The sequence below is a fragment of the Aquisalinus flavus genome, assembly GCF_014640095.1.
GTDB classification, from domain to species: Bacteria; Pseudomonadota; Alphaproteobacteria; order Caulobacterales; family Parvularculaceae; genus Aquisalinus; species Aquisalinus flavus.
Genome location: NZ_BMGH01000001.1, coordinates 2,502,259 through 2,527,132 on the forward strand (window position 1 = coordinate 2,502,259; position 24,874 = coordinate 2,527,132).

The 24,874-nt window shown below is 63.2% G+C and carries 18 protein-coding genes and 2 tRNA genes; 4 read left to right on the forward strand and 16 right to left on the reverse strand.

Translation table 11 applies throughout. From position 1 onward, the window contains the following. Positions 1-10: 10 nt before the first annotated feature. Both IEV88_RS11365 and IEV88_RS11370 read right to left on the reverse strand, forming a co-directional pair. Positions 11-1,240, reverse strand: coding sequence for a tyrosine-type recombinase/integrase (locus tag IEV88_RS11365; RefSeq protein WP_188158336.1), 1,230 nt, complete (start codon positions 1,238-1,240; stop codon positions 11-13). A 206-nt stretch (positions 1,241-1,446) separates the two neighbouring features. Then, a tRNA-Leu gene (locus IEV88_RS11370) sits at positions 1,447-1,533 on the reverse strand. A gap of 192 nt (positions 1,534-1,725) precedes the next feature. On the opposite strand from IEV88_RS11370, the gene IEV88_RS11375 reads away from it, so the two are divergent. After that, the gene (locus IEV88_RS11375; protein ID WP_188158335.1) at positions 1,726-2,700 is read left to right on the forward strand and encodes a complex I NDUFA9 subunit family protein; all 975 of its coding nucleotides are present in this window, start codon (positions 1,726-1,728) and stop codon (positions 2,698-2,700) included. Positions 2,701-2,935: 235 nt separating this feature from the next. On the opposite strand, the gene obgE is transcribed toward IEV88_RS11375, so the two are convergent. From obgE to IEV88_RS11400, 5 genes are all read right to left on the reverse strand, one after another. Continuing rightward, positions 2,936-4,000 (reverse strand): GTPase ObgE, encoded by a 1,065-nt coding sequence (gene obgE, locus IEV88_RS11380; protein ID WP_188158334.1) that lies wholly within the window; start codon positions 3,998-4,000, stop codon positions 2,936-2,938. After that, complete coding sequence (locus IEV88_RS11385) at positions 3,997-4,527, reverse strand: GNAT family N-acetyltransferase (RefSeq protein ID WP_188158333.1); 531 nt, start codon at positions 4,525-4,527, stop codon at positions 3,997-3,999. Before IEV88_RS11385 ends, obgE begins: the two co-directional genes overlap by 4 nt. Positions 4,528-4,606: 79 nt before the next feature. Continuing rightward, positions 4,607-4,873 carry a 50S ribosomal protein L27 gene (rpmA, locus tag IEV88_RS11390; protein WP_188158332.1) on the reverse strand — a complete coding sequence of 89 codons (267 nt, stop codon included), beginning with the start codon at positions 4,871-4,873 and terminating at the stop codon, positions 4,607-4,609. A gap of 6 nt (positions 4,874-4,879) precedes the next feature. After that, entirely contained in the window at positions 4,880-5,563 is a 684-nt protein-coding gene (locus IEV88_RS11395) for a 50S ribosomal protein L21 (RefSeq protein WP_188158331.1), read from the reverse strand. 276 nt (positions 5,564-5,839) lie between these two features. Continuing rightward, positions 5,840-8,455, reverse strand: a complete 2,616-nt coding sequence (locus tag IEV88_RS11400) for a zinc-dependent metalloprotease (RefSeq protein ID WP_188158330.1) — start codon at positions 8,453-8,455, stop codon at positions 5,840-5,842. A 553-nt stretch (positions 8,456-9,008) separates the two neighbouring features. Between IEV88_RS11400 and IEV88_RS11405 the strand changes: the two genes are divergently transcribed. Next, a tRNA-Ser gene (locus IEV88_RS11405) sits at positions 9,009-9,098 on the forward strand. A 91-nt stretch (positions 9,099-9,189) separates the two neighbouring features. On the opposite strand, the gene IEV88_RS11410 is transcribed toward IEV88_RS11405, so the two are convergent. Beyond that, positions 9,190-10,914, reverse strand: a complete 1,725-nt coding sequence (locus IEV88_RS11410; RefSeq protein ID WP_206711190.1) for a cation:proton antiporter — start codon at positions 10,912-10,914, stop codon at positions 9,190-9,192. Beyond that, the gene (locus IEV88_RS11415; protein WP_188158328.1) at positions 10,914-11,144 is read right to left on the reverse strand and encodes a helix-turn-helix domain-containing protein; all 231 of its coding nucleotides are present in this window, start codon (positions 11,142-11,144) and stop codon (positions 10,914-10,916) included. The genes IEV88_RS11410 and IEV88_RS11415 overlap by 1 nt, the downstream gene beginning before the upstream one ends. A 131-nt stretch (positions 11,145-11,275) precedes the next feature. Between IEV88_RS11415 and IEV88_RS11420 the strand changes: the two genes are divergently transcribed. Beyond that, positions 11,276-12,139 carry a universal stress protein gene (locus IEV88_RS11420; RefSeq protein WP_188158327.1) on the forward strand — a complete coding sequence of 288 codons (864 nt, stop codon included), beginning with the start codon at positions 11,276-11,278 and terminating at the stop codon, positions 12,137-12,139. 381 nt (positions 12,140-12,520) lie between these two features. On the opposite strand, the gene IEV88_RS11425 is transcribed toward IEV88_RS11420, so the two are convergent. The 6 genes from IEV88_RS11425 to IEV88_RS11450 form a co-directional block, all read right to left on the reverse strand. Then, on the reverse strand, positions 12,521-13,210 hold the full coding sequence (locus tag IEV88_RS11425) for a papain-like cysteine protease family protein (RefSeq protein ID WP_188158326.1): 690 nt from the start codon (positions 13,208-13,210) through the stop codon (positions 12,521-12,523). Positions 13,211-13,239: 29 nt separating this feature from the next. Next, entirely contained in the window at positions 13,240-13,548 is a 309-nt protein-coding gene (locus tag IEV88_RS11430; protein WP_188158325.1) for a hypothetical protein, read from the reverse strand. 369 nt (positions 13,549-13,917) lie between these two features. Beyond that, entirely contained in the window at positions 13,918-14,811 is an 894-nt protein-coding gene (locus tag IEV88_RS11435; protein WP_188158324.1) for an extracellular catalytic domain type 1 short-chain-length polyhydroxyalkanoate depolymerase, read from the reverse strand. Positions 14,812-15,054: 243 nt separating this feature from the next. Further along, entirely contained in the window at positions 15,055-15,744 is a 690-nt protein-coding gene (locus IEV88_RS11440) for a hypothetical protein (RefSeq protein ID WP_188158323.1), read from the reverse strand. Between the two features lie 103 nt (positions 15,745-15,847). Then, positions 15,848-17,161 (reverse strand): sel1 repeat family protein, encoded by a 1,314-nt coding sequence (locus IEV88_RS11445; RefSeq protein ID WP_188158322.1) that lies wholly within the window; start codon positions 17,159-17,161, stop codon positions 15,848-15,850. A gap of 177 nt (positions 17,162-17,338) precedes the next feature. Beyond that, positions 17,339-18,424 carry an aldo/keto reductase gene (locus IEV88_RS11450; RefSeq protein ID WP_188158321.1) on the reverse strand — a complete coding sequence of 362 codons (1,086 nt, stop codon included), beginning with the start codon at positions 18,422-18,424 and terminating at the stop codon, positions 17,339-17,341. Between the two features lie 86 nt (positions 18,425-18,510). Here IEV88_RS11450 and IEV88_RS11455 point away from each other — a divergent pair, with 86 nt between their 5' ends. Continuing rightward, positions 18,511-19,122 (forward strand): TetR/AcrR family transcriptional regulator, encoded by a 612-nt coding sequence (locus tag IEV88_RS11455; RefSeq protein ID WP_188158320.1) that lies wholly within the window; start codon positions 18,511-18,513, stop codon positions 19,120-19,122. An 89-nt stretch (positions 19,123-19,211) separates the two neighbouring features. Here the strand turns inward: IEV88_RS11455 and IEV88_RS11460 are convergent, their stop codons facing one another. Then, complete coding sequence (locus IEV88_RS11460; RefSeq protein WP_188158319.1) at positions 19,212-24,743, reverse strand: autotransporter domain-containing protein; 5,532 nt, start codon at positions 24,741-24,743, stop codon at positions 19,212-19,214. Positions 24,744-24,874 lie beyond the last annotated feature (131 nt).

A 24,874-nucleotide genomic window follows, 5' to 3' on the forward strand; every position in this document is an offset into this window, starting at 1 on the left:
TATTAAGTGTTTAATAACCTGATTCTGTGTCTGAGCAAGTCAAGTTCGCACCAGTGTTCACGATGCTTTCGATTTCACTAGCCCACCAATCCGCCATGCGCACCCGCTCTTCCCAATATTTCGAGCGGTGGTAGGCACGGCGCACTTCGTCCTTGCCGATATGGGCAAGCTCGGCCTCGATGGCATCAGGCGACCATTTCCCGCTTTCGTTCAACAGGCTGGACGCACTGGCGCGGAAGCCATGCGAGGTGCATTCTTCCTTGGTAAAGCCCATGCGCCGCAAGGCGGTGTTCAGCGTGTTCTCACTGATCGGCTTGCCCGGCACCCATGCCGAGGCGAAGACAAGATCGCTCTCCGGCTTCAGGGCGCGCAATTCCTTCAGGATTTCGATGGCTTGCGGTGGCAGTGGCTTCACATGCTCCCGGCGCATCTTCATGCGCTCTTTCGGGATGGTCCAGACACCGGCCTCCAGATCGAATTCCGCCCACCGCGCCTGCCGCAACTCACCGGGACGCGGATACAGGATCGCCATCAGCTTCAGCGCGGCGCGTGTTTCGGGCGTTCCAGCGTCATAAGCCCAGATCGCCTTTACCAGCCCGGCAAAGCCGTCCCGGTCGGTCAGCGCCGCCATGTGGGACGTTCGCGGCACGATCAGCGCGCCCTTCAGTCCGAAAGTCGGGTCATTGCTCGCCCGCGCGGTGGCGATGGCGTATCTGAATACCTGCCCGATGGTGGAGCGCATGCGCCGGGCGGTCTCATAGTTTCCCTTGGCCTCGACCTTGCGCAACACCTTCAGGATTTCCGCCGCGTCGATTTCGGTGATCGGTCGCTTGCCCAGGTCGGGCAAGGCGAGGTCGATAACCCACCGCTTCTTGTCCAAGGTGCGCTGTGAAAGCCCGTCTTTCTCGCCCTTGGCGATCAGCTCGGCAGCGATGTTGGCGAAGGTATCTTCCGACAGGGCGCGGTGGCGGGCCTTCTCAGCGCGGATATGGACGTTGGGGTCTATCCCGTCCGATAACAGCCCCTTCGCCTCCAGCCGCCGCTCCCGCGCCACGGCAAGGCCCGTTTCAGGATAGGTGCCGATGGCCAGCAATTTCTGCTTCCCGTCGAACCGGTAGGCCATACGCCACAGCTTCGAGCCGACAGGGCGCACCTCGAGGAACAATCCGCCGCCGTCACTGCGTCGATAGGGTTTTGATTCGGGTTTCAGGTTGCGGATTTGGATATCGGAAAGAGGCACTTAGCACCTGTTTGTTGGTACATTTGTTGGTACATCTGGCTTTCCAACCCAATATAGGGGTGCTGTACCAACAAATGTACCAACAAATCTCCGGGATACCAACACCTCCAGCCGGACAACATCGGACTGAAAACGGCGCAAAATGGCGTTAACTCGTTGATTTTACGAGATTAACGCACAAAGCTGGATTGTTCTGGAGAATGATTTGGTGCCCAGGAGAAGACTCGAACTTCCACATCCTTACGGATACCAGCACCTGAAGCTGGCGCGTCTACCAATTCCGCCACCTGGGCCCTTTCGGAGAGGCGGTTTTTAGGCATCCAATGCAGGCATGTCAAACACAATTGCGGACCCGCCTGAGGAATTTTCGACCGGCGGAACACAGACCTCCTGCGGCACGTTTGTGAATCAGGATGGCGTGCATTGATCGGGGCCGTCTTTTGGGCTAACCCGCTCGGGATTGAAACATCAAGGATGTGAGACACATGGCGAGCAAGCTGGCAGTCGTATTCGGTGGGTCGGGGTTTCTCGGGCGCAATGTCGTGCGCGAACTGGCGGCGAGAGGCTGGCGCGTGCGCGTTGCCGTGCGCCGGCCGCACCACGCACAGTTCCTGCGGCCGATGGGTGCCGTCGGCCAGATCCAGCTGTTCCAGGGCAATGTCCGCTATCGCCCGTCGATCGCCGAGGCGCTGAAAGACGCTGATGCCGTGGTCAATCTCGTCGGCATCCTGTCCAAGGCCGGCAAGCAGAATTTCGACAGCGTCCAGGCGCAGGGCGCGCGCAATATCGCCGAGCTGGCCGCGCGCGAAGGCATCACCAATGTGGTGCATGTCTCGGCCATCGGTGCCGATGGCGACAGCGACAGCGACTATGCCCGCACCAAGGCCGAAGGCGAGGCCGCGATGCGCGAGGCGCTGCCATCGGCGACCATCCTGCGCCCGTCCATCATCTTCGGGGCCAAGGACGAGTTCTTCAACCGCTTTGCCGAGATGACCCGCTTTTCCCCGGCGCTGCCGCTGATCGGCGGCGGCAAGACGAAATTCCAGCCGGTCTATGTCGACGACGTCGCCGACGCCGTCTGCGCCGCGCTCGAAAGCGAGGCCGCCAATGGCCGGACCTATGAGCTTGGCGGGCCGGACGTGAAGACCTTCAGGGAACTGATGGAAATGATGCTGAAGATCATCGGCCGCAAGCGCGCGCTGGTGCCGGTACCGTTCCCGATCGCCGGCATGATGGGCGCCGCGGGCGACATGGCCAGCATCCTGCCCTTCGTCAGCGCACCAATCACTGCCGATCAGGTCAAGCTCCTGAAGCGCGACAATATCGTTGGGATTAGCGGCGAGGACAATATCGGCACGATCCAGGATCTCGGCATCGAGCCGGCGACGCTGCTCTCCATCCTGCCGACCTATCTGGTGCGCTATCGCAAATACGGCCAGTTCTCACCGGAGACGGTGTAGGCGGTTCGTCTACAGATCTTCAGGACGCTACAGCTAGTAGCCGGCGTATTTCAGAGGGCAGAGCCTGTCAAGGCTGTAACCGCTGCGCGGCGCCGAAGGCGGCCTTGACAGGCTCTGCCCTCTGAAATCACCATCAGCCAAGGTCTGTAAGGACAGGTCTGTCCTTACACACCTTGAATGCCAAATCAGCCCACTGCCACACGCAAACGATTCAGGGTGATGGCCATCGCCGGCGCTACGGCACCCAGCTGTCGTCGCTGTCGTCCTCCTCGGCCTCTGCCGCAACCTCCACCACCGCTTCCTCGCCGCGGGTCGTCTTGATAACCTCCAGCAGCTTGCCGAGCAGCTTGTCGACATTCTTCGTCGTCGCGCCGGAGATCACCCAGACATCCTTGCCGCTGGCCTCGGCCAGGGCAGCGCGCTTTTCTTCCAGATCGCCATCGCCGACAATATCGGACTTGTTCAGGGCAAGGATCTCCTCGCGCTCGGCCAGGCCATGGCCATAGGATTCCATCTCGGTGCGGACGGTCTGCCAGCTGGCGACGACGTCATCGGCGCTGGCATCGACGAGATGCAACAGCACGGCGCAGCGCTCGACATGGCCGAGGAAGCGGTCGCCGATGCCCGCGCCCTCATGGGCGCCCTCGATCAGCCCCGGAATGTCGGCAAGCACGAAGGAGTTCGCCGGACCGACGCGCACGACACCGAGATTGGGATGAAGCGTCGTAAACGGATAATCGGCAATCTTCGGCTTGGCGGCGGAAACGGCGGCAAGGAAGGTCGACTTGCCGGCATTGGGCAGGCCGACCAGCCCGGCATCGGCGATCAGCTTCAGGCGCAACCAGATGGTACGCTCCTCGCCCACCTGGCCCGGATTGGCGCGGCGCGGTGCCTGGTTGGTCGAGGTCTTGAAGCGGGCATTGCCCCAGCCGCCATTGCCGCCCTTGGCGAGCAGCACGCGCTCGCCCTCGACGTCGAGGTCGGCGATCAACGTTTCCTCATCTTCCTCGAAGATCTGCGTGCCGACCGGCACCCTGATGACGATATCCTCGCCCGCCGCACCGGTGCGGTTGCGGCCCATGCCATGGATGCCGGTGTCGGCCTTGAAATGCTGCTGGTAGCGGAAATCGATCAGCGTGTTGAGGTTTTCCACCGCCTCGACGAAGACGTGGCCGCCGCGGCCGCCATCGCCGCCATCCGGGCCGCCGAACTCGACGAACTTCTCCCGGCGGAAGGATAGACAGCCTGCACCGCCATTGCCGCTTTTGATATAGATCTTGGCCCGGTCGAGAAACTTCATCTTTTCAGCCTTTCACGCGTCAGCGCATATTTCGTGCCCGGATCGGCGCGGCCCCGCGCCTGCGACCACACAGGCGGATCATAGCCCATACAGTCAAACCCGGCCTTCTGCAAAACCCGGCCTGATGCCGGGTTGTCGAGATAATGGTCGGCGGTGATCGCCTTCAGCCCCATAACGGCGAAGCCGTAGCGGCAGACGGCGTTGACCGCCTCGGTCATCAGGCCCTGGCCGGAGACGGACAGCCCGATCATGTAGCCGAGCCGGCCGGTGCCCTCCGTCTCGGCATGCAGGCCAATGACGCCGATACAGTCGCCCCTGAACAGGATCGAGAACAGCACGTCACGCGCCGGGTCCCAGGATGCAGCCCTGACGAGGCGGGCGCGGGCAAAATCCTCGGTGAACCGGGCCGGCCAGCGCGCCGTCATCCGCGTCACCCTGAGATCGTTGCAATGGCGCGTGAAGGCACCTGCATCCCGCGCAACGGGCTGGCGCAACAGCAATCTCTCGGTACGGATCGTATGCGGCATCGTCTCTACGCGTTCTGGTCCAATAAAAAAGGAGGGCCGGATGGGCCCTCCTCTCAGAAATCCTTCAACGAGGATATCCTTATTCAGCAGCCTGGGCCGGCTGGACGCTGACGACAGACCTGTCGTCGCGGGTCTTGCGGAAGGAGACGCTGCCTTCGACGAGCGCGAAGATGGTGTGATCCTTGCCGATGCCGACATTGTCGCCCGGGTGATATTTGGTGCCGCGCTGGCGGATGATGATATTGCCCGGCACGACGGACTGACCGCCGAATTTCTTCACGCCGAGGCGGCGACCAGCTGAGTCGCGACCGTTACGGGATGAACCGCCTGCTTTCTTATGTGCCATTGTCCGTTACTCCTTGTCAGCTTTCGCAGCTTTCTGGTCTGTTTTGGCGCGCGGCGGCTTGCCGGCGACGAGTTCCTGTGCCTGCTCGACCCATTCGTCGCGGGCCGGGCGGCCGCCGAGGGACAGCTCATCGTCCATCTTGGCGACAGCGGCGTCATCCATCCCGGCGATCTGCTTGAGCGAGGTGATGCCGTAGCCTTCGAGCTTTTCCTTCAGTTTCGGGCCAACGCCGCCGATCAGCGAAATATCGTCCTTGAAGTCGGCCGCTTGCGTGGCGACTGCCGGCGTCTCGGCGATGTCTTTCGGCGCCGTTTCGGCTTTCGGCTCGGCTGTCTTGGCAGCCGGTTTCGCGGCGGCTTTCTTGGCCGGCTTGGCGCCGTCGGTCAGGATGTCGGTGATGCGCAGGACTGTCAGGTGCTGGCGGTGACCGGCCTTGCGGCGATAGTTCTGGCGGCGGCGCTTCTTGAAGACGGTGATCTTCTTGGTGCGCGCCTGCTCGAGAATTTCCGCGGCGACCGATGCGCCATCGACTTTCGGCGCGCCGACTTTCACGTCTGCGCCATTGCCGACCATGATGACTTCTTCGAGGGTGATCGTGTCACCGGCATCGCCATCGAGGCGCTCTACCTTGATCACATCATTCTGGGCAACGCGATACTGCTTGCCCCCTGTCTTGACGACTGCGTACATCTTGCGACCTTTCAAATGCCCTCTGATTTCAGGGCGGTTAATAAAGAGAAGTCCTTTTTCATCCGCCGGACTGCTGCCAGCGTTGTTTGCCGCTTCCTTCAAGGAATACGCCAAAAGAGGCGGCGTCATACGAGAATAATGCGGGTCCGTCAATAGTGAGGGGGCCACAAAACGCCCCCGTAAAGCCGGAAAGGCCGGGGCGTGCCCGGCCTTTCCTTCCTCAAGCCTTCTTCAGGCTCAAAACGCCAGCGGCGCCTTTCCCTCAGATCGTTTCCATCAGATCTTTTCCATGACGGGCGCAATGATCGCCTTGATGTGCTCGCGATGCGCCGCGGACGCCGCATCCTGGCCGAAGGCGAACCAGCCGATACGCCCGTTCACATCCTTGATCGCGGCAAGCGCAGCGGACTGGGCCACCGGCCCATAGCCGCCATTGCCGACGATGCCGACCAGCCGCTTTGTATACTCGACCTGCAGGTTCTGGCGGAACGTGTTCGGCTTGCCGGTCAGGTCGCCGCCATAGATCGCGTCATTGAGGTCGAGCAGCATCTCCGCCGGCTTATACTCGCCGCCATAGAGCTGGTAGTTGGTCATCCGGTCGAGGACATTGGCGCTCATCAGGTGGTTGAGGACGCTCGACTGGATCGACAGCGCGCGCTCATGCACCTTGGGGTCCTCGGTATCGCCGAACAGGGCGAAGCCGCGGCGCTGTGGCTGCAGGCTGGCGACGAGGTCAGCCGGCACATCGAAGGCGTCGGCGGCGAAGATCTCGTCCTTGAGCAGCTTCATTGCGGCCTTCTGATAGTCCTTCGACACCGGCGTATAGCTCTGGGTCTCGCCGTCCTGGCCGATCGCGGCCCGCTCGACATAGACGCCGCCGATATAGCGCGACACGGCGCCGCCCATGCTGGCCTGGTTGGAGGTCAGGATGAGATAGGCATTGCGCAGCGCTTCCCAGCTGTCGCCTTCACTGGAGTATTTCTCCTTCAGGCCCGGCATCAGCGACTGGACGAGATCGATGCGATCCTTGCCATAAGTGACCATGTCGGAAGACATGTCGCCGATCATCACGCGCGGGTCGATACCGCCGCCGCCGGCAGAGCGCATGTCGTCGGCGTCATTGCCGAAGGCAAGCCCGTGCTCGGTCGACTTGGACAGCAGCGCGGCGCGCGCGGCCGGGTCGTCAATCTGCGGCGCATAGCCGAAGGTGATCGCCCAATTGTCATAGGGTCCCGGGCGGCGGTTGGCATAGTCGCCCTGGGTCACACCCTGCGGCGCGACGTTGAGCGCGGGATAGTCCATGACGGAGCCGGCGATGATCCCCTGCGTCAGTTCCTTGTCGTGGACTTCCTGTGCGTCCCACATGATCGAGGCCTTCATATTGTGGTTGAGGCCCAGCGTATGGCCAATCTCGTGCAGGATCAGGTAATAGAGCCCGTCCTCGACGAGCTGGCTGACGTCATCCTCGCCGGCACCGGCCTGCATCGCCGCGGTGCGGGCGAACATCAGGTCCTGGTGCAGGCGTGTGCCGACATCGCACAGGCCCTTGCCCCTGGCATTTGCCTCATGCAGGGCTGCCATCGCCGCCTGCGATGCTGCGCCATCCTCGCCGAAAAGCTCGGTAAAGGTGATACGGTTGGTCAGGAAGACATATTCCAGCATGATGTCGGCGCCGATGATCTCGCCGGTGCGCGGATTGGTGAAGCTCGGGCCATAGCCGCCAAAGGGCGGGTTCGGCGAGGATGTCCAGCGCAGCACGTTGTAGCGGATATCGCCCGCGTCCCACTCGGCATCGTCCGGCTGCACCTTCACTTCCATCGCATTGGAGAAGCCGGCCGCCTCGAAGGATTCGTTCCACGCCAGCGCGGCGTCGCGGATGATGTCGCGATACTCGACCGGGGTCGTGTTCTCGATCCACCAGGTGATCGGCTCGACCGGGTCGGACACGGCGGCGCTCGGGTCCTGCTTGACCAGGCGCCAGCGGTTGATCATGTCGCGATAGGGCGTCGCATCCGGCGAGGTCAGGTCGGTGACCTGATCGAAGAAATAGCCGATGCGGTAATCGTCGAAGCGCGGTGTGAACTCCTCTTCCGGCATGGCGATCAGCGAATGCTGCATGCGGATCGTGACCGAGCGCGCGTCGGTCACGTCAGCGCCGCCATAATTGGTCGGACGCGGCAGGTCATAGACATAGCTGACGATGACGTCGGTATTTTCCGGATAATTGCGGACCTCGTCATAATGGGTCTTGGACGCGGACAGCTCACCGATGCGGAAATCCGTCGGCTGATCGTTGGGGCCGGAGGATGCTTTGACCTGATGCAGGTTTTCGGTCAGGAACAGATCGTTCGCCTTGACCAGATAGCGCGCCGGGGTCGCCTCCTCGCCCTCGCCCGAGGCCGCCGTCTCGCCCTCGATCGTCACATTGGCGAGGATCGCATCGGAGATATTGGCGTCGGATGCGCGCGACAGGGCGTTGTCTTCATCGAAATAAAAGGCGGTGTTGACCTCGACGACATCGATCGTGCCATAGCGCTTCTCGAAGGAGATGATGCGCTGGTCGCGATAGGCGCCCTTGAAATGGCCCGCGCCCAGAACACCGTTCTCGGTATAGGAGAAGGCGATGAACTCCTCTCCGAGCTGGTCCTCGGTGATCTCCATGTAGAGGTCGCCGTTTTCCGGGTCCTGCCACATCGGGAACAGACCATCGAGCTCTTCGTAATCCTCGACCACATCGGCGATCGTCTTGTCTTCGTCTTCCTCGTCTTCATCGTCCTGGGCGAAGACCGGCTGGACGGTCATCACGGTCGCCAGCGCCGCCACGCTGGTGAAGCTGGCAACGCCGGCCAGCAGCGCATAAAATGGCTGCGCGAGCAAAGAATTCTTGGTCATCAAACTGCCCCTCTTAACTGATTGCAGTCACAAGAGTTGCACGGGAATCAAAGGCCTGACAAGCATTTGCGCCGCCAACTAAATAAGCCGTATTGCGCGCACGAAGATTCCCGAGGACGATCAATTATTGGAACTTTTCTCCACGAAATGGTGTTTGGGCGCCGCTCGGGTCGGTGCAAGTGGGATTGCAGCGGGTAAAATCCGCGGTGTCCGGCCAACAATCCACGGAAAGCTCCGCCCCCGACACTCCGGATGCCCGGAGGGGCCGATCTGCTCTTGCATTCCGGCGATGGAATGGATAGAGACCTTTTTCTCGCCATGAAGACCGGAACAGGCGCTCGCGCACAGCGCGCGAAAGACGTTTCCGGCGGAGGACGTCATCCATCCGGCGAGGCATGCGGAACGACCGCGCGTGACAGAATTGGCTTATCGGAGAGGTGCCGGAGTGGTCGCCCGCGCGCAAAGCGCGCTAGCTCTCAGTGAGATCGACCACGTTACTCTCATATAGCTCTTGCATTAAACTGACGGAAAAGATACGACCTGCCTTCCCCGCGGAGAGGTGCCGGAGTGGTCGATCGGGGCGGTCTCGAAAACCGTTGAGCGCGCAAGCGTTCCGAGGGTTCGAATCCCTCTCTCTCCGCCATTTCGCAGAAGTTCGTTGCGGTTGTCCGCAACTCGCCTGGTTTCGAATAAACTATCAGATCCTTCGCAACAGACCCGTCGGACGCCGCTTTTTAGTCCGTCTGTTTCTCTTCCGTATTGATGGGCGGGATCTTGGTCCGCTCTTCCTCCGGTGCGCCGCAGAGGAGATCGACGGCGCGGTCGGCTGCGTCATGGAACGGCTCCAGCACCATGTCCGCGCCGGAGGCGAAGAGCTCCTCGGTGTCCTTGGGGTGATGAGACGCGACGGCCACGCGCCCGCGGAAACCGGCGGTCCGTGTGAGCTGGATCAGCGTCGTGCGCGTGTCCTCGTGGCTGAGGCCGGTTGGGTGAATCGGCACGGTCGAAACTATCCATTCCGCCCGCGCGAGTGGCAGTTCTGTAACGAACTCCGGGTCGGTCGCGTCGCCGAACTCGGTTTCGAGGCCAAGCTCACGCCAGCGTCGAATGGCCAGCGGGTTGAAGTCGACCCCCAGGACCTTGATACCCCTTTTCTGCAGGCGGAGCCCAATCGCGGTACCGAAGCGCCCCAACCCGAAAATGATCACCGTGTGACCGTCGTTGCGATGCGCCCCGGCCTCGGACGGCTCGCGCGGCGTGCCCTTGCGCTCGAATACACCCAGGAACCTCTCGAACACGGCATAGAGCTGATGCGAATAGGTGATCATGTAAGTCGAGGCGGCGATGGTCACGAGCCCAACCATGGTGACGAGACCGAGCGCGTCTTCCTGCACATGGCCGAGCGACACCCCCATGGCTACGAAGATCAGGGAAAACTCGCTGATCTGCGCCACTGTCAGGCCCGCCAGGAAGCCCGTGCGTTTGCGGTAGCCCATCGCCCCCATGATCGCGAGCACGATGAGCGGATTGCCGATCAGTACGAAGAGCGAGAACACAATGGCCCCGCTGACATGCGCGCCCAGAAGCGACAGGTCGAGCGCGGAGCCGAGCGCGATAAAGAAGAACAGCAACAGGAAATCGCGCAACGGCGCCAGCCGCGCGGCGATGGTCTCACGATAGGGCGTCGAGGCGAGCGCGACGCCGGCGAGAAGGCCGCCCACCTCCTTGCCCAGCCCCACGATGTCGCCCGCCGCCGCGAACATCGCCGCCATGGCGATGGCGAAGATCACGAGAAGCTCGGGCGCGTGCGCCAGCCGCTCGGTCAGCGGATTGGCGACGTAGCGGACGAAGAGGACCACCAGCGCCACCATGGCCACCCCCGAGCCCAGTACAAGCGACACAGACCCGCCGCCATGGCCGCCGTCCCCTGCCGCGCCGATGCCGATGGCCGAGAGCACGATCATCGCCAGCACTACGACGAGGTCCTGCACGATCAGGAAGCCGAGCGCGATCTGGCCGTGCAGGCTGTCGATCTCGCGCTTGTCCGACAGCAGCTTCACGATGATGATGGTCGAGGAGAAGGTCAGCGCCACGGCGACATAAAGGCTGGTGACATGCCCGAGCCCGAGGCCGAGGCCGATCAGGTAGCCGAAGACCGAGGTGAAGGCGACCTGCCCGAGCCCGGTCAGAAGCGAGACCGCCCCGAGGGAGCGGATGAGCTTCACGTCGAGCTTGATGCCGACGAGGAACAGCAGGACCGCAATGCCGAGCTCGGACAGCAGGCTGATCTGCTCGTCCGACCGCACCAGGTCCAGCGCCGAAGGGCCCGCGATCAGGCCGACCGCGATGAAGCTGACGATGAGCGGCTGGCGCAGGAGGATCCCGAGAAACCCGATCACCGCCGCAAGCACGAGCAGTGCAGCGATCTCCGCAAATGGCGACTGAACAATCACTTCCATCAATTCTTCGGTTCCTTTGTATTTTTTTCTTCGGACAAATCCGGAGCCGTGTTCGTCTCGCCGTTTTGCTTGGCGGCGGGCCCCGTCGCGTGACCTTCGAGAAAGGCGTCAAGGTCCTGCGGGCCGATTCGCCATCCCTTACCGATATCAATCGCCCTCAACTCGCCGTCCTTGATCCAGCGTCGTACGGTGACCTCGTTGACCTGCAGAAGGTCGGCGATCTCCTTCACGGGGCATAATCAACGCCTTTCAATGCACTCTGGCGTCGTTTAGAGTACCATAGTGTATTTTCGATGACCGGGACAGAGACTCGCGGCGGACCTTGCGCGTCCGTGTCCGCGCCGAGGAGGCGGGCAAGACGATGAAAAAAATTCTGGTGGCGACAGACTTTTCTGAACGATCGGATCGCGCGCTAAGGCGTGCAGCCCTTCTTGCGCGCGAATTGGCGACCAGCATCAGCTTGATCCATGTCGTGGACGATGATCAGCCGCGACGTATCGTCGATGCTGAACGGGCCGAGGCGGAGCAACTTTTGTGGCAGATGACTGCCACGCTCCGTGACGTAGACGGCATTCGCAGCGATGCTCGCGTCATTCTCGGCTCGCCATTCGCTGGAATCGCGGAGGCCGCTGAGGCGACGGCGCCCGATCTTTTGATCGTTGGGCCCCACAGGCGTCAAATTCTCAGGGACGTTTTTGTAGGCACTACAGCCGAGAGAATCATACGGTCGGTCGGCTGCCCTGTTCTTATGGTGAATGCGCCACCTGCGGGACAATACCGGCATGTCATGCGGACCACTGACCTCTCCGAGGGGTCACGCAATGCGATGCAGCGGGTTGAGGCACTCGGAATAGGCACGAGAGCCCGTCGCTCAGTCTTGTACGTGTTCGATGCACCCGCATTGCACCTTATGCGGGTCAATACGGTGGTCAAGGAGGAGCGCGAGCATTACCTAGCGGACGAGCGCATGAATGCGGCACAACAGCTATCGGACTTTCTGTCTTCTGCGGGAATTCACGGCCTAGAAACCATACTCCGGAACGAAGAGGCCCCAGCGGCATTTGAGATTTTGAAAGTAGCAGAGAAAGAGCGCGCCGATCTTGTCGTGCTTGCGACCCATGGTCGCGGCGGGCTCGCCAAGCTCGTCATTGGAAGCGTAACGGAACAGGTGCTGCGGGCTTCGGCGGTAGATGTTCTTGCCATCCCGCCGGCACATGCTGACTAACCTTGTGGCTCGGACAAAAACCATATGGAAAACTCTGTAACGACAATCGGCGTCTAGGCTCAGCAGAAAAAAGTGCGTCACGCTTAAGCGAGATGCAAACGATTGTCGAAAAACATGTCGAGCAGATTGCCGATGAGTTTCGTGGCCCGTCATCCTTTCGAATAACGTAACGCTGCGCATACGGCGAAATGCGAGGGATGGCGGGAGTTGTATGCTATTCGCCTCGCCTTATCAGAGAGTTGGAGGATGAGTCCTTTCCCTCCGCCACAAGCCTTCAGCTCATAACATTTCAATTACTCACGCGGCGCCGGGTCGCAGATGTGTGACGCAGCGAATGCCTGGCGTAGGCGACCGGCTGGAACCTCCTGCCCGGACCTTCGCTCAGTCGCTTTGCGGCGGTGCGCTGAACACAATCGCCGCGTCCCCGAAGGCACGACGGTAGCGCTCCAGCTTCCGGCTGCTGATCGTGCGATACCCCCCGATCGGTTCGACGACGACGATCCTGTCTTCGTCATGGCCGACCACGACAAGATAATGGGCGACCATGCCCATGCCGCCGAGCTCCGATACATAGCCCGCCCGGTCGATCACGGCGTTGCGCACCATTCCCACCAGGGGAATGTCGCCGCCGGGCAGGACGCGGTGCTGGATATAGACCGCGGGCAGGCGTACCGGCACGAGCACGGGGCGCCCCCGTTCGAGTTCCTCGATCACGGCGCCTTCCGCGAGCCGGACCGGGCTGGCCAGCAGCCCCTGCGCCTGCGCCAGCGCCACCAGCTCGGCCATCGAATAGCCGGTCTCGCGGGCGGGTGGCGTCTCGCTGAAGATCTCGCGCCCGGTGACCGTCTGCCCGCCCTGCCAGTAATTGACCACGCTCGCCAGCGCATGGGCACCGCAGGCCGGCCCCTGCGTTTGGCGGTCGTGCACGACGGGCAGGACAAGCGCCTGTTCTGGCGTAACCAAGCGGTCGAAAACCTCGAAACTGTTCGCAGCGGTGCGTTCCGCGAATGTCGATACATCCGAAGACGGGGTGATCGCACAGCCGACGGCGCCCGCCGCAAGAGCGAGCACCGCCAATCCACGCAATACAGCGAAGATCACTATAATACGGCGATGAGAACCAACGCGCCGACGCCGATGAGAATCCATTCGGTCTGGGTGAAAGCCCCAGCCTGATAGGCTTCGGCCTCTTCCGGCGTCAGGGCGACAATGCGATAGCCCTGCTCTTGCAGTTCGGCGCCCCGCGCCGCTTCTTGTTCTTCGAGACCGTAGCGCTGCATGTCCTCGGCCGTGAATTGCCGGGGCTCTGCCGCGCGAAACGGCGCAGCGTTTTCCTGGGATTGGGCATGACCCGGAACAGCCAGTGCAGTCATCATAACGCCGGACGCCAGTATGGAACGAATAAGCATTTTCCGCCTCCTCTTTTAGCGACGCCAGCCTGCCCCCCCATGGAGCGCGATCGTGGCGAGGCTTAACCCGGATAAAACACTCCCGAAGCCATTGTGGTTCCGCACGCAGCCAAATTGCTATCCCTGACCATTCACAGGTCCCGGCGGCAGCCCCATCCCCTCCGCCACTTGCCCTCGCGAATGCGTTCTCCCCCATCCGGCTGCGGCCGGATTTTTCCGTCGTTTCGAGGGCTATGAGGGCTGCGCACTGGCTTCGGCGCCAGGTGGCCTGGAAGCGGTCTCCGGGCGCCGATATTCTCAGGACCCAGCCCAACATTGGGCGACCTGATCTTGTCGCTTGTGAAAGGCAATTGCTGCGTTCGCAGATCGCTAGGTCAGGCCCCAGAAATCCGCAATGTGCCGTGTCGAGGAAATACCCACTTCCAGCATATATTTGCCTTCCTTGCCGAGGCCCTCTTTGCCCTCGGCATTGATCGGGGTGCCATGCCCCATATTCCTAATTATGTATTCCTCGATGACCTCCCTTCCATCCGCGTCGCACCAGACCTTCCTTGGAAAACCGTCGACTTCTTCCCTGCGTGTCGGGGCGTCGCCGACCTTGAGGATTTTCTGCCATTGCCGGATAATTGCACCAGCATTGGAAATGTCGACTGTCCTGTCGGTGTCGCCATGCCAGACGGAAATTGTCGGCCAGGGGCCCGAAAACTTGGAGGCGCCGCGCACAAATTCATCAAGGGTTTGATCCGACGCACTGCCATAGCCCTTCATGCGAACCAACGCTTGCAGGAGGCTGTCGGTGCGGTAAGGCAGACCGGCGATGATCGCGCCGCCTGCGAACACTTCCGGATAGGTTGCCAGCATCACGGATGTCATCGCGCCCCCGGCAGACAGTCCGGTGATGAACACGCGCGACGGATCAACAGCATGATCCTTGACGACCTGCTTGATCATGTGACGAATGGAGAGCGCCTCGCCACTACCGCGATGGTTGTCGCCTGACTTGAACCAATTGAAGCTGCCAATGGCATTGTTCCTCAGTCTTTGTCCCGGAAACAGAAGCGCAAACCCCCGTTCGTCGGCAAGAGTCGACCAGCCTGACCCGTAATCATAGCTCATTGCCGATTGATCGCTGCCATGCAGCACAACGACAAGAGGCCCGTCCTTCTGAACGGTTTCGGGGATATAGATATCCGCGCTCAACGACCCCGGGTCAGTTCCGAAGCTATTGAGGGTTGTCAGCCGAGTGCCGCGTTCTGAATGCATTGTCGCCCAAGCTCATGTTTTCGGTTCATGGTCTAATCCCTGCGTTGCAAAACCCGCCGCGCCGAGAAACGTTCCAGTGTGCGGCACGGCATGACTAGATGAACACTCAAATCCGGAACAGGAGTGCCAGCCCTTGCGAAGCCATCTTCGCCGCACTGCACGCTCGGTTATCCCCGCTCGCCCGCGCCGCCCGGGCAGGGGCATCGCGCTCCCCGAGCACGTCCCGGCCGAGGGGCGGCGGCTCTAGCCGGGTGGGGCCTGGGTTGAAAATCGCGTGTCGCAATCGGTGCGGCCTCGATCAAAATCGGCCTGCGCCCGAGCGTCGGGCAAGAGCCCGCGCCGATCGAGGATCGCCGCCGCCTCACGCATAACGGCCTGCTCGACGATCTCGGGGGGGTCAAGGGGAAACTCCGCCAGCCTCGCCCGGAAGGCCTGCTGCGAGAGTGCCAGCAGCGTAGACAGCTCGCCGCGGGTCGCGCTGGCGGGACGGTTGGCGATCTCGGCATGGGCCAAATAGGTCGCCGCACATTGGAAATTGCTCCGCGTCCATCCACCGTCCGGGCCACGCGTGCGCCAGAGAAGAAAGCTGAAATCGGCAAAGGGCGAGCCAGAGGTCGCGAGCGAACGCTCGCAGGCGTGCAGGGTCGTCACGAGCGCGGTGTCGGCGGTCGCAGGCTCGTCGCCAGGCGCCTCCGGCTCGCTCTCCATGATCTGGCGCAAGCGGAACATTCGGTTCTGGGCACGCATGTTCCGGGCGATCTGGGAGGCGGAGCGATAGGCCAGAAAGCATGTCTCGGCGTTGACGCCCGCTTCAAACACCGGGCTTTGCGCGCGTAGGGGTGTCCCGAAACTGACGGACACGGCTATCGCTATGCCCAGAGCCAGGATCGCCCTTGCCTTCACCCTTATGCTGCAAACCTGTCTCATCGGCATGGCCCCCCTCTCCAAGGCGGCCTGCAAGCCGCATATGCCCTCAACTCCAAGACGCAGCCGCTTGGTGTGCCATCCCCGGTGCTCGGGGACTTCACCGGCGCTCTCACGGCGTCCGGGGCCTTTCGGGGCCGCCATAACCGCCCGGCCTGATCCAGTTGTAGAGGAAGCGGGGCATGGTCAGCGGCGCGCCTTCGACGCCCTCAACGATGGCGTCGTACAAGAGTCCGCGCACGGCGGCGTTGTCCTCGCCCTCATAGGTGTTCACCACGCCCATGGCTTCGGTGATGAATCCGCGCAGCGGCCCGTAGGCGTTTTCCACCGTCGAGGCGGCGGCGAGGCGTGCGACCTGTTCGGCGATCACCGCCTGCGCCGGCGCGGCCAGTTCCGGCGAATGCAGGCTTGCGTCGAACAGACGGCGCATCGTTCCCGGCCGGTCGGTCTCGTCCCAGCTCAGATCGGCCGGTGTATAGTCCAGCAGCGCCAGAAGGCTTGACCGCAGCGCCTCATCTCTGACCGGGGTGGTCGACAGGGAGTCTCCCGAGAAAGGGTCAGGCTGACTGGAGGGATAGATGACGAAGACCCGCAGGCGCGGAAAGGTCATCTCGACAATGAGGTCGCGCTCCTCGCCATCGACCACCCCGTCGGCCAGAATGTGACCGCGCAGGGCGGTCACCTTGGCCTCGCTCCAGGTGGTACGCCCGTCGCTTTGAAGGATTTGCGCCAGCACGTCGTAGAAGGCCTGCCCGACCGGAACCCGGCTGTCGGTCGTTCCATAGAGGCGCTCATGTTCCTCGACTGCCGCCGCCTCGCGGGCGCGCACATTGGCGACGGCGCGTTCGTTCGCGGAAGCATCGCACGCGGTCTGTGATCCCAGTTCACAGGCGCGGTCGCGATAGGTCAGGCTCGCCATGGCGTCGCGGTCAGGGTTGGAATTATCGCCGAGCACCGCGCCAGCCCTCGTGCACCCTTCAGCGATCCGATGCTCGTCACAGGCGCGCCGATAGGCCGCCGCGGCCCCGGCCCAGTTCTCCGGGGTGCGCGGGGCGGAGAACAAGCCAATCGGAGCGCGCGCATCCCCGAGTTTCAGACACGCTTCGCCGTCGCCGAGATCGCAGGCGCGGCCATAAGCCCAGTAGCGATCCCGCACCGCTTCGGTGTCGCCAAAGAAGCCGCCCATATTGAGGTCGTCGCCATAGGCCTTGCACGCCTCGATATGGTCAAGTTCGCAGGCCTGGCGCAGGGCGATACGTCCGTCGATAGGATTATCGTTCGCCAGCAACGTCTGACCCTGCGTGTAGAGCGCCTCGGCGTCCTGCTGCGCCAGCGCCGGCGCAGATGCGATGAAGGCGAGGCCAGCGGCGGCGGCAAAGAGAATCCCGGTGCGCCGGGCTGTTTGGCAAAGCTGGGAAAGGATCATGTGACAGCTCCGGATCGAGTGCGGCGGACGGGCCGCCGTCTGACGCGAAGCTTGCGCCATGCCACTGGCGCCCGCCATCCCCCGAAAAGGGGATATCGAGCAGCCCGGTCCGGGCCTGGTCCCCGACCCGCCGCACCGCCCGCCTGCCCCGGCTTTGCAATGCGGACAGCGTTGGCCCTACTCTCCCCATCCGGTCACGTCATGACCGCCATAGATCATCTTCCGGATCATCGCAGAGGCGAGCGACGCGGTAAAACCCGCCGCCGGCGTGCTCGCCTCGGTCAGCCGGGTCATCTGCTCGTCGGTGAGGCGAAGGCCCGCCGCGGCGATATTGCCGGCCAGCTGCGCCGCCGTGCGGGCACCGACAATGGTCGAGGCGACGCCCGGACGCGCCATGACCCAGGCCAGCGCCGCCTGCGCCGGATCGCAGTCCAGCTCGGCGGCGACTTCTCCCAACGTATCGAGAATGGCCCAGTTGCGGTCGGTGAACTTGCTGTCGCCGAACGGGTTCGCCCCGCTCAGCCGTCCGGTGCCGGCGGTCTCGCCGCGCCGGTACTTGCCGGTCAGGAACCCGCCGGCGAGCGGGCTCCACGCCATCACGCCCATGCCGCCCTCGCGCGCGGCGGGGACATGCTCCGCCTCGACGTCGCGCGCCACCAGCGAGTATTCGACCTGCATCGCGATCGGGCCGGGCACCCGGCGTTCGGACGCGATCGTTGCGGCCTTCATCGCCACCCATGCCGGCATGTCGGAAAAGGCGTAATGGCGGATTTTCCCGGCGCGGACCAGATCGCCCAGCGTCGGGACGATCTCCTCCACCGGCGTGACGCCATCCCAGACATGCATCCAGTACAGGTCGATATAATCGGTGCCGAGGCGTTGCAGCGAGGCGTCGAGCGCCCGGTGGATGTTCTTGGATCCGGCCCCGCCGGCATGGGGGTTGCCGGTGCCGCCTGCCGTGCCGGTCAGCGGGCTGGATGATCCGTTGAAGCCGAACTTTGTGGCCAGCACGATGGCGTCGCGGGAGTTCGTTTCCCGGATGAATTTGCCCACGAATGTCTCGCTGACGCCGCCGGCATAGATGTCGGCGGTGTCGACGAAATTGCCGCCTGCGTCGCGATAGGCGTTGAAGATCGCGCGCGATGCAGCCTCGTCCGCCCCCCAGCCGCCGGGGCCGGTAGAGCCGAAAGTCATGGTGCCGAGGCACAGGGGGCTGATGACAAGGCCGGATCGCCCGAGGGCGCGATAGCTGGCAAGGGACATGGGTTTTCTCCTGTTTCATATCGAACGCTATGAAACAGCTATGGACGCCTTGATCGAAGGCGTCAACGACTTTAATAGTGGGCACTATGAAACACCCGCCGACACCGCGCCGCAAGACCGGCCGCCCCCTGTCCTTCGACCGCGACGCCGCGCTCGAAAAAGCGATGCTCGCCTTCTGGGAACATGGCTATGAGACGACCTCGATCAGCGATCTGACCGCCGCGATGGGCGTGACCGCGCCTAGCATCTACACGGCGTTCGGCGACAAGAAGCGCTTGTTCCTCGAGGCGATGCGGCGCTATGCCGGCGATCCAGCCGATCTCGCGGCGGCCTTCGCCAGCGCGTCTTCGGCGCGGCAGGCCGTGGCCGGCATGCTCGAAAACGCGGCGCGGCTCTATACCGGCGACGCGACCCCGCGGGGATGCCTGCTCGCCAGCGCCACGGCCACCGGATCGAAGAATGCTGCCGATGTGCGCGACGCGGTGGCGCAGGAACGGCGCGCCATCCGGGCGATCATCGTCAGGCGGATCGAAAGAGACGTGGCGGCCGGACGTCTGCCGCCGGAGACCGCACCCCCCGTCCTTGCCGACCTCGCCCTCGCCGTGACGCAGGGCATGTCCGTCCTCGCCCGCGACGGGGCGGATCGGGAGGCCCTGCTCGCCGTCGCCCGCGCCTCGATGACGGCGTGGCCTGAATGAGGTTCGGGACGGGCGTTGCCGCGCCGTCCCGATGATTGTTCGTAGTGATGTGAGGCACCGGCCATTGATGTCCGGCGGGCCCGTGCCCCCTATGGGAAGGTCCAGCCCAGCGTCAGGCCGCCAGCGACGCTTTCCTGATCATTGCCGGTCAGGGCGCTGACCTCGCCGCCCAAGGTCCAGCCGCCGCCGAGGACATAGCTGCCATTGGCCGAGAGCATCGTGGCCGCACTTTCCACCTGCGGGCCGATCACGGTGAAGGCCTTGCCCGGCGCGCCGGCGAAGGATGTCTCGAGCCGAGCCGTGTCGCTGTCACCATCGACATATTGCGCGGCGATGTCGACCGTGCCGCGGGCACCCTGCCAGTTGGCGAACATGCCGGCGCCGAAGCGGGTCACGTCATGGGAGGCGAGACCGCCGACGAGGTTGAGGCTGTCGGCGCCGCTCTCCGATATCGCGTCAAGATCGCTGCTGGCGCTCGTGACGGACGCGACGGGGCCAAGCGCCCAGCCGCCGACGGCGGCAAAACCGTAGCGGGCCTCGGCCGAGACGGCCAGGGTCTCCGCCCCAAGGGTGGCCACCGCCATGCGCGACAGCGCGTTGACGGTGATGTCGCGGCTGACATCGGCATCGGTCTCGGCGTAATCGACCGCCGCCGTCAGGCCGAGGCCTTTATTGCCATTGCCGTGACGGGCATAGAGGCCGGCGCGCCAGCCATCATAATCGGCTGAGCTCATCCGGTCGCTGACACTGGCGGACCCCTCGATCATCCCGGCGCTCGCGCCGACCGCCCAGGCGTTGCCCGGCCCGGCATAGTCGACGCCGAAATCGAGACCGGTCTCGTCATGGGCGAGACCGGCGGCATTGCCGTCGCCATCGATGGACCCGTCGCGGCCCGACGCCCCGGCCCAGAGGCCCCAGCCCTCGCCCGAGCGGGCATGGGCGCGGGCGACCAGGCGCTGGGCGCTGGCGATAGCGCTGTGGGAGGACTGGCTCAGCAGCGCCGCATAGACCTCGCCCGATGTCAGGTCATAGGCGGTCAGCGCCTGCGCCTCGCTGGAGAAGACCAGCTGGTCGATGACCACATCCATGTCGCCGGTCGCATCGTCCTCGATCACGTCGAGAGCTTCGGCCACCGCCTGCTGGTTCGGCGTGCGGGCGATGGAGGCGAAGGGCACGGCATCGCTGCCGAACCCGAGACGCTCTGCCCGCAACAGGACGCTGTCAGGATTATAGACCAGCGACAGGGTGAGGAAGGGCAGGTCGGCCTCCAGCCCCTCGAACATGCCGCTTACCCCGTCGGTCCCGCCGATGATGCGGTAATCGGCCATGTCGGTGAAATTGCCCTCCGGCGTCAGCGAGGAGACGACGACGTCGCCGCCATTGATGGTGACAGAGCCATCGACCTCCAGACGGTCGGACAGGGCAATGTCAACCAGCGACGGATCTGCCATCGTGCCGCTGATGTCGACGAGGTAGGACGAGCCCGCCTCGAAGACGAGGTTGCTGCCGATCATCGTCGTCTGCATCGGTCCGTCACCGCCCGGCGCGATCGTCCCCGCCACGGTGATGGCATTGCCGTCGCCGAGCAGGATCTCGTCGAGCGAGTTCAACACGCCCGTCTCTTCGATCATGATCGAATTTGCACCGCCGCCCATGTCGATATTGCCGGTAATGGTGCCGGCGCTCGTCAGGTCTGAGTCTTCATCGCCGAGGCGGATATCGCCGGTGATGGTGCCGTCATTGATCAGGTCCTCGATGCCGCCCGCCCCCTGGGACAGGATGGCGAAGCCGTCGGCGGTGAGCGTGCCGCTGGCGGTCAGCCTGAGCGCATTGATCAGGCTGCCGGTGACGAGACCGTCACTGCCGGCACCCGTCGCCGAGACATCTTCGGAGATCTCCAGCGTGGCGAGGCGGGAGTCTTCGGTCGATGGCCGGTTCGGGTCAGCGCCCGGGCTGCCCCAGCCGGCACCGATACGAATGGCATCGGCATTCTCACCGGTTGTGGTAATCGTCCCGAAGGAGAGCGCCAGAGAAGTTCGGGTCTCATCGCCGGCAACAACTTCCGGGATGGACCCAACAACGAACCCGTCGGAGCGGGCCCCTGTCGTGGTTACATCGACGCCGTTCGACACGATGGTGATATCGGACCCCGTCACCGTCCCGCCAAGGCCGAACATCTCGACGCCATTGGCGTTATCGCCGGCCGTGGAGATCGTACTGTTCTGCAGCAACAGGGCGTAGTCGGAATCGGTAATGTTGCCGGTGAGGTTCGCCGACAGACCCTGCACCTGCAGGCCCCGCGCATTATTGCCCGTGGTGGTGATGTCGAGATTGTCGAATGTCACCGTGGTCGAGCTGTTGACCATGGCACCATCGGCGCTGGAGCCGAGGACGATCCCACTCGCCCGCGCGCCACTTGTAGAGACGATGATGTTGTCCATGGTGGAGACGGAGATGCTGTCCTGGCTGGCGATGAACTGATCGATCACCAGTCCACGCGAGTCGTCTCCCCCGGTGCTCAGCACCGCGTCTGCAACATCGATGTTGAAGACCGAATTGTCGAAACCGCCACCACCGACGAAGATGGCGTCGGACGCGCTGCCCTGTGTGGAGAAGTCCACATCCGTCAGCTGGACCGTGAAGGCCGAGTCGCCGTCAACCGCGCCGTCCATGACGAGGGCACCGGCATTGGCGCCGCCGGTCGTGGAAATGGTCGTGTTCGCGATGGTGAATTCCACCGCACTGCCATCGCCAGACAGGGAATGGTCGATCCCCCTTGCGTCATTCCCGGCCGTGGAAATGGTCGTGTCGAAGATAGTCGCCGTGCTGCTTGAGCTATTGCCGAAGGCACCGAGCAGAAGCGCCGTCGATCCGTCCCCTGCAGTGGTGAAATTGCTCCCGGTCGCAAAAAAGGTCCGGCTCGATGTAGCGCCGCCCTGCTGCGCGAAGACGAAGCCGCTGGCGTTGTCGCCAGTGGTGGAAATGCTGCTGTCGATGATGACCGCATCGCCGACGGAGCTGTTGGCGACCTGCGGGATGTCGATGGCATCGCTGCCTGCGCCCGTGGTGGCGATGGTCGAACGCTCGACCAGCAGGAGCACATCGCTGCTGTCGCCGACGCCGACATGGACGGCATCGCTGTTCGCCCCGCCGGTCGTCACGCTGGTATCGGCGAGGGCGAGACTCGCCGAACTCGTGCCGCCGAGATCGAGGTTGAATCCGGCTGAGCCGTTACCGGCTGTTGAAATGTCCGTGTCCTCGACAATCCCGGCAAAGGTCGATCCGCCGGCGGTGACAAAGCGCACCGCATCGGCACTGTCGCCCATGGTCGAGATCGTAGAGGGGCTCGCAGCGTCGAGGGCGGCGACCTCGAACAGGGCGACGGAATCCCCGCCCTGCCCGTCGAGCCAGAAGGCAGTCGACCCATCCCCGGTCGTGGACGCGTTGACATGATCCAGCGTAACGAAAGCTGTATTGTCGGCACCACCGAGCACCTGGAACAGTGACGCGTTCGCGCCGGTGCTCGACAGGGTCAGGCCCTCATCGGAATACAGATACAGCGAGGACTGGGCCGAGATGACCGGGGCATTGTCGCCGGTCGTCGAGATGACCGCCCCTGCATTGTCGGAGCTGACCCGCAGCGCCCCCTCGCCAAGGATCGCGCCTGCACCGCCATCGGATGTAACGGTGCCGTGGACGATGACGCTGCCGACATCTGTCGCCCCGCCATGGCTGGCCGGTGCGACGCTGCCTGCCGCTGTGTTGCTCGCCGACGACGCGGATGAGACCCCGCCATTACCGGGCGCCGAGGAGGTGACATATTGCGTGATCGCGTTCATCGCGCGGTCGGCGATCTTTGCCTTTTCAACGGTTACCGCATCCGTGGTCTCGTGGATCAGGGTTTCGCGGTAATCGTCGGTCACCCCGGTCACCCGGATGCCGACACTGCCCGGCCCGCTGGTGGTGACGGACCCGGTCTCGGTGACCAGCACTTCCCAGTCAGCAGAATTGCTTGCATCCACAACGATGCCGTCACTGTTCGCGCCGGTCGTGGTGATCGCGCCGGAATGGGTCAGGGCAAGCTGGTCGAAATCGGTGATCAGCATGCCCGTGCCATCGGTCATGGCGATGTCACCGCTGTTCTCAGCCGTGATAGTGTCCGCAACGAGCCAGATGCCCGCGCCAGAGCCCATGGTGATGTCGCCGGAATTGGTCAGGTCGATCGCGCTGCCGGCCATCGCACCGGCGGCGTTCGGGTCGATGATTTCCATGTTCAGGCCGATACCGTGGGAGTTGGCATCGGTCGTATTCGCCATGTCGATGGCGCCATTATTGACGACAGTGGCGACAACCGTATCGTCCTCGGTCGCCGCGATGCTGATGCCGCGCCCAAGCGGCGTGTCGAGGGTGATGTCGCCCTCATTGGTGATCTGCATGTCATAGTCGCCGCCGACCGGCGCATCGAAGGTGAAGATGCCAAGACCGCGCAGGGACGAGCCTTCGCCGGCAATGTCGCCTTCATTGGACAGGCTGAAAGAGCCCGTCTGCGCCGTGCTCAGCATCATGATCCCGGTTGACCCCCCGCCATTCGCCATGGTGATGGCAGCGGCGTTGCTGGCCGAGGAATTGACATGCGTGCCAGCCGTCTGGACCAGTATGCCATACGTCCCGCTGCCGTCGGTCGACAGCGCGCCGGACGCCTCATTCATGACATTCAGCATTGCAGTATCGGTGACGCTGCTGTTCGACGTGAAGCCGACAATGCCATGGGTGGCTTGTCCGGTCGCGCTGATCACGCCGGAATTGGTGATCGAGGTGGTGTTGGCGCCGACAAAGCTGTTGGTCACGATGCCCGCCGCGATGCCGTTGAAGTCGGTATCGGTCGTCGTTGACGACACGGTGATTGCGCCGGAATTGTTGATGTCGATATCACCTCCGCCATTATCGTGAAGGGCGAGGATGCCGGCGGTGACGAAGTCACGCTCACCGGTGCCGCCGGAGGTCGCGATCAGCGCGCCGCTGTTGTCTATATTGATCGCACCACTGGAATTGATCTGCCGCGCCTGGATCGCCATCGCCGATTGAAAGCTGGAAAAGGCTTCGATATCGCCGCGATTGACAATGTCAAGATTGCCGTCACCGTTCTGGGTTACGGCCTCGATCCCCAGCGCGATACTGCCATTGCCGTTGGCGGTAACATCCGCCCCGGTATCGATGGAAAGGTCGCCGCCCTGACCGACGATGGCGATCAGGCCCTGTGCCGGACCGGCGATATTGGGATTGTCGAAGACATCGATGACGATGTCGTCGGCGATGGTGATCGTCGTGTCCGTGTTGCGCACCACGCCGATGCCGAAATAGCCCGGCGGTGCGATCGGCGTCGTCGCGTTCTGGATCGTGATCGTATCGAACGGCGTGCCGCCCGGCCCGGCATAGATGCCGTCTTCAAGGTCGCCCTCGCAGACCGCCTCGCCATCGACAATGGGACAATTCGGGCTGATGCCCGGTAGGGTCTGCTGGGCCGCAGCCGGTGTCGCGGCCGCCAGGGCCGCACCGAAAACCGATGCCGCCGCACAGTGCATGAGCCGCGCTTTGAGGCTCGTCTTGAAAATCACAGTCATCTGGAAACCTTCCCCTTGCGCCCCTGAAAACGGGCCACTCGGTAAGAGAGGCGTGCAAAACCTGCATAACGGGCCAGAAGAGGTGGATAAAAATTGCCTTGGGCGCATGCAGCAATTGCGGATTCTGCGCA

Excerpts from the sequence above, each read along its gene's own strand:
- obgE (WP_188158334.1), bottom strand. The coding sequence starts at position 4,000 with ATGAAGTTTCTCGACCGGGCCAAGATCTATATCAAAAGCGGCAATGGC.
- IEV88_RS11435 (WP_188158324.1), bottom strand. The coding sequence starts at position 14,811 with ATGCATTCAGAACGCGGCACTCGGCTGACAACCCTCAATAGCTTCGGA.
- IEV88_RS11400 (WP_188158330.1), bottom strand. The coding sequence starts at position 8,455 with ATGACCAAGAATTCTTTGCTCGCGCAGCCATTTTATGCGCTGCTGGCC.
- IEV88_RS11450 (WP_188158321.1), bottom strand. The coding sequence starts at position 18,424 with ATGTCCCTTGCCAGCTATCGCGCCCTCGGGCGATCCGGCCTTGTCATC.
- IEV88_RS11455 (WP_188158320.1), top strand. The coding sequence starts at position 18,511 with ATGAAACACCCGCCGACACCGCGCCGCAAGACCGGCCGCCCCCTGTCC.
- IEV88_RS11385 (WP_188158333.1), bottom strand. The coding sequence starts at position 4,527 with ATGCCGCATACGATCCGTACCGAGAGATTGCTGTTGCGCCAGCCCGTT.
- IEV88_RS11445 (WP_188158322.1), bottom strand. The coding sequence starts at position 17,161 with ATGATCCTTTCCCAGCTTTGCCAAACAGCCCGGCGCACCGGGATTCTC.
- IEV88_RS11410 (WP_206711190.1), bottom strand. The coding sequence starts at position 10,914 with ATGGAAGTGATTGTTCAGTCGCCATTTGCGGAGATCGCTGCACTGCTC.
- IEV88_RS11460 (WP_188158319.1), bottom strand. The coding sequence starts at position 24,743 with ATGACTGTGATTTTCAAGACGAGCCTCAAAGCGCGGCTCATGCACTGT.
- IEV88_RS11440 (WP_188158323.1), bottom strand. The coding sequence starts at position 15,744 with ATGCCGATGAGACAGGTTTGCAGCATAAGGGTGAAGGCAAGGGCGATC.
- IEV88_RS11395 (WP_188158331.1), bottom strand. The coding sequence starts at position 5,563 with ATGTACGCAGTCGTCAAGACAGGGGGCAAGCAGTATCGCGTTGCCCAG.
- rpmA (WP_188158332.1), bottom strand. The coding sequence starts at position 4,873 with ATGGCACATAAGAAAGCAGGCGGTTCATCCCGTAACGGTCGCGACTCA.
- IEV88_RS11420 (WP_188158327.1), top strand. The coding sequence starts at position 11,276 with ATGAAAAAAATTCTGGTGGCGACAGACTTTTCTGAACGATCGGATCGC.
- IEV88_RS11375 (WP_188158335.1), top strand. The coding sequence starts at position 1,726 with ATGGCGAGCAAGCTGGCAGTCGTATTCGGTGGGTCGGGGTTTCTCGGG.
- IEV88_RS11430 (WP_188158325.1), bottom strand. The coding sequence starts at position 13,548 with ATGCTTATTCGTTCCATACTGGCGTCCGGCGTTATGATGACTGCACTG.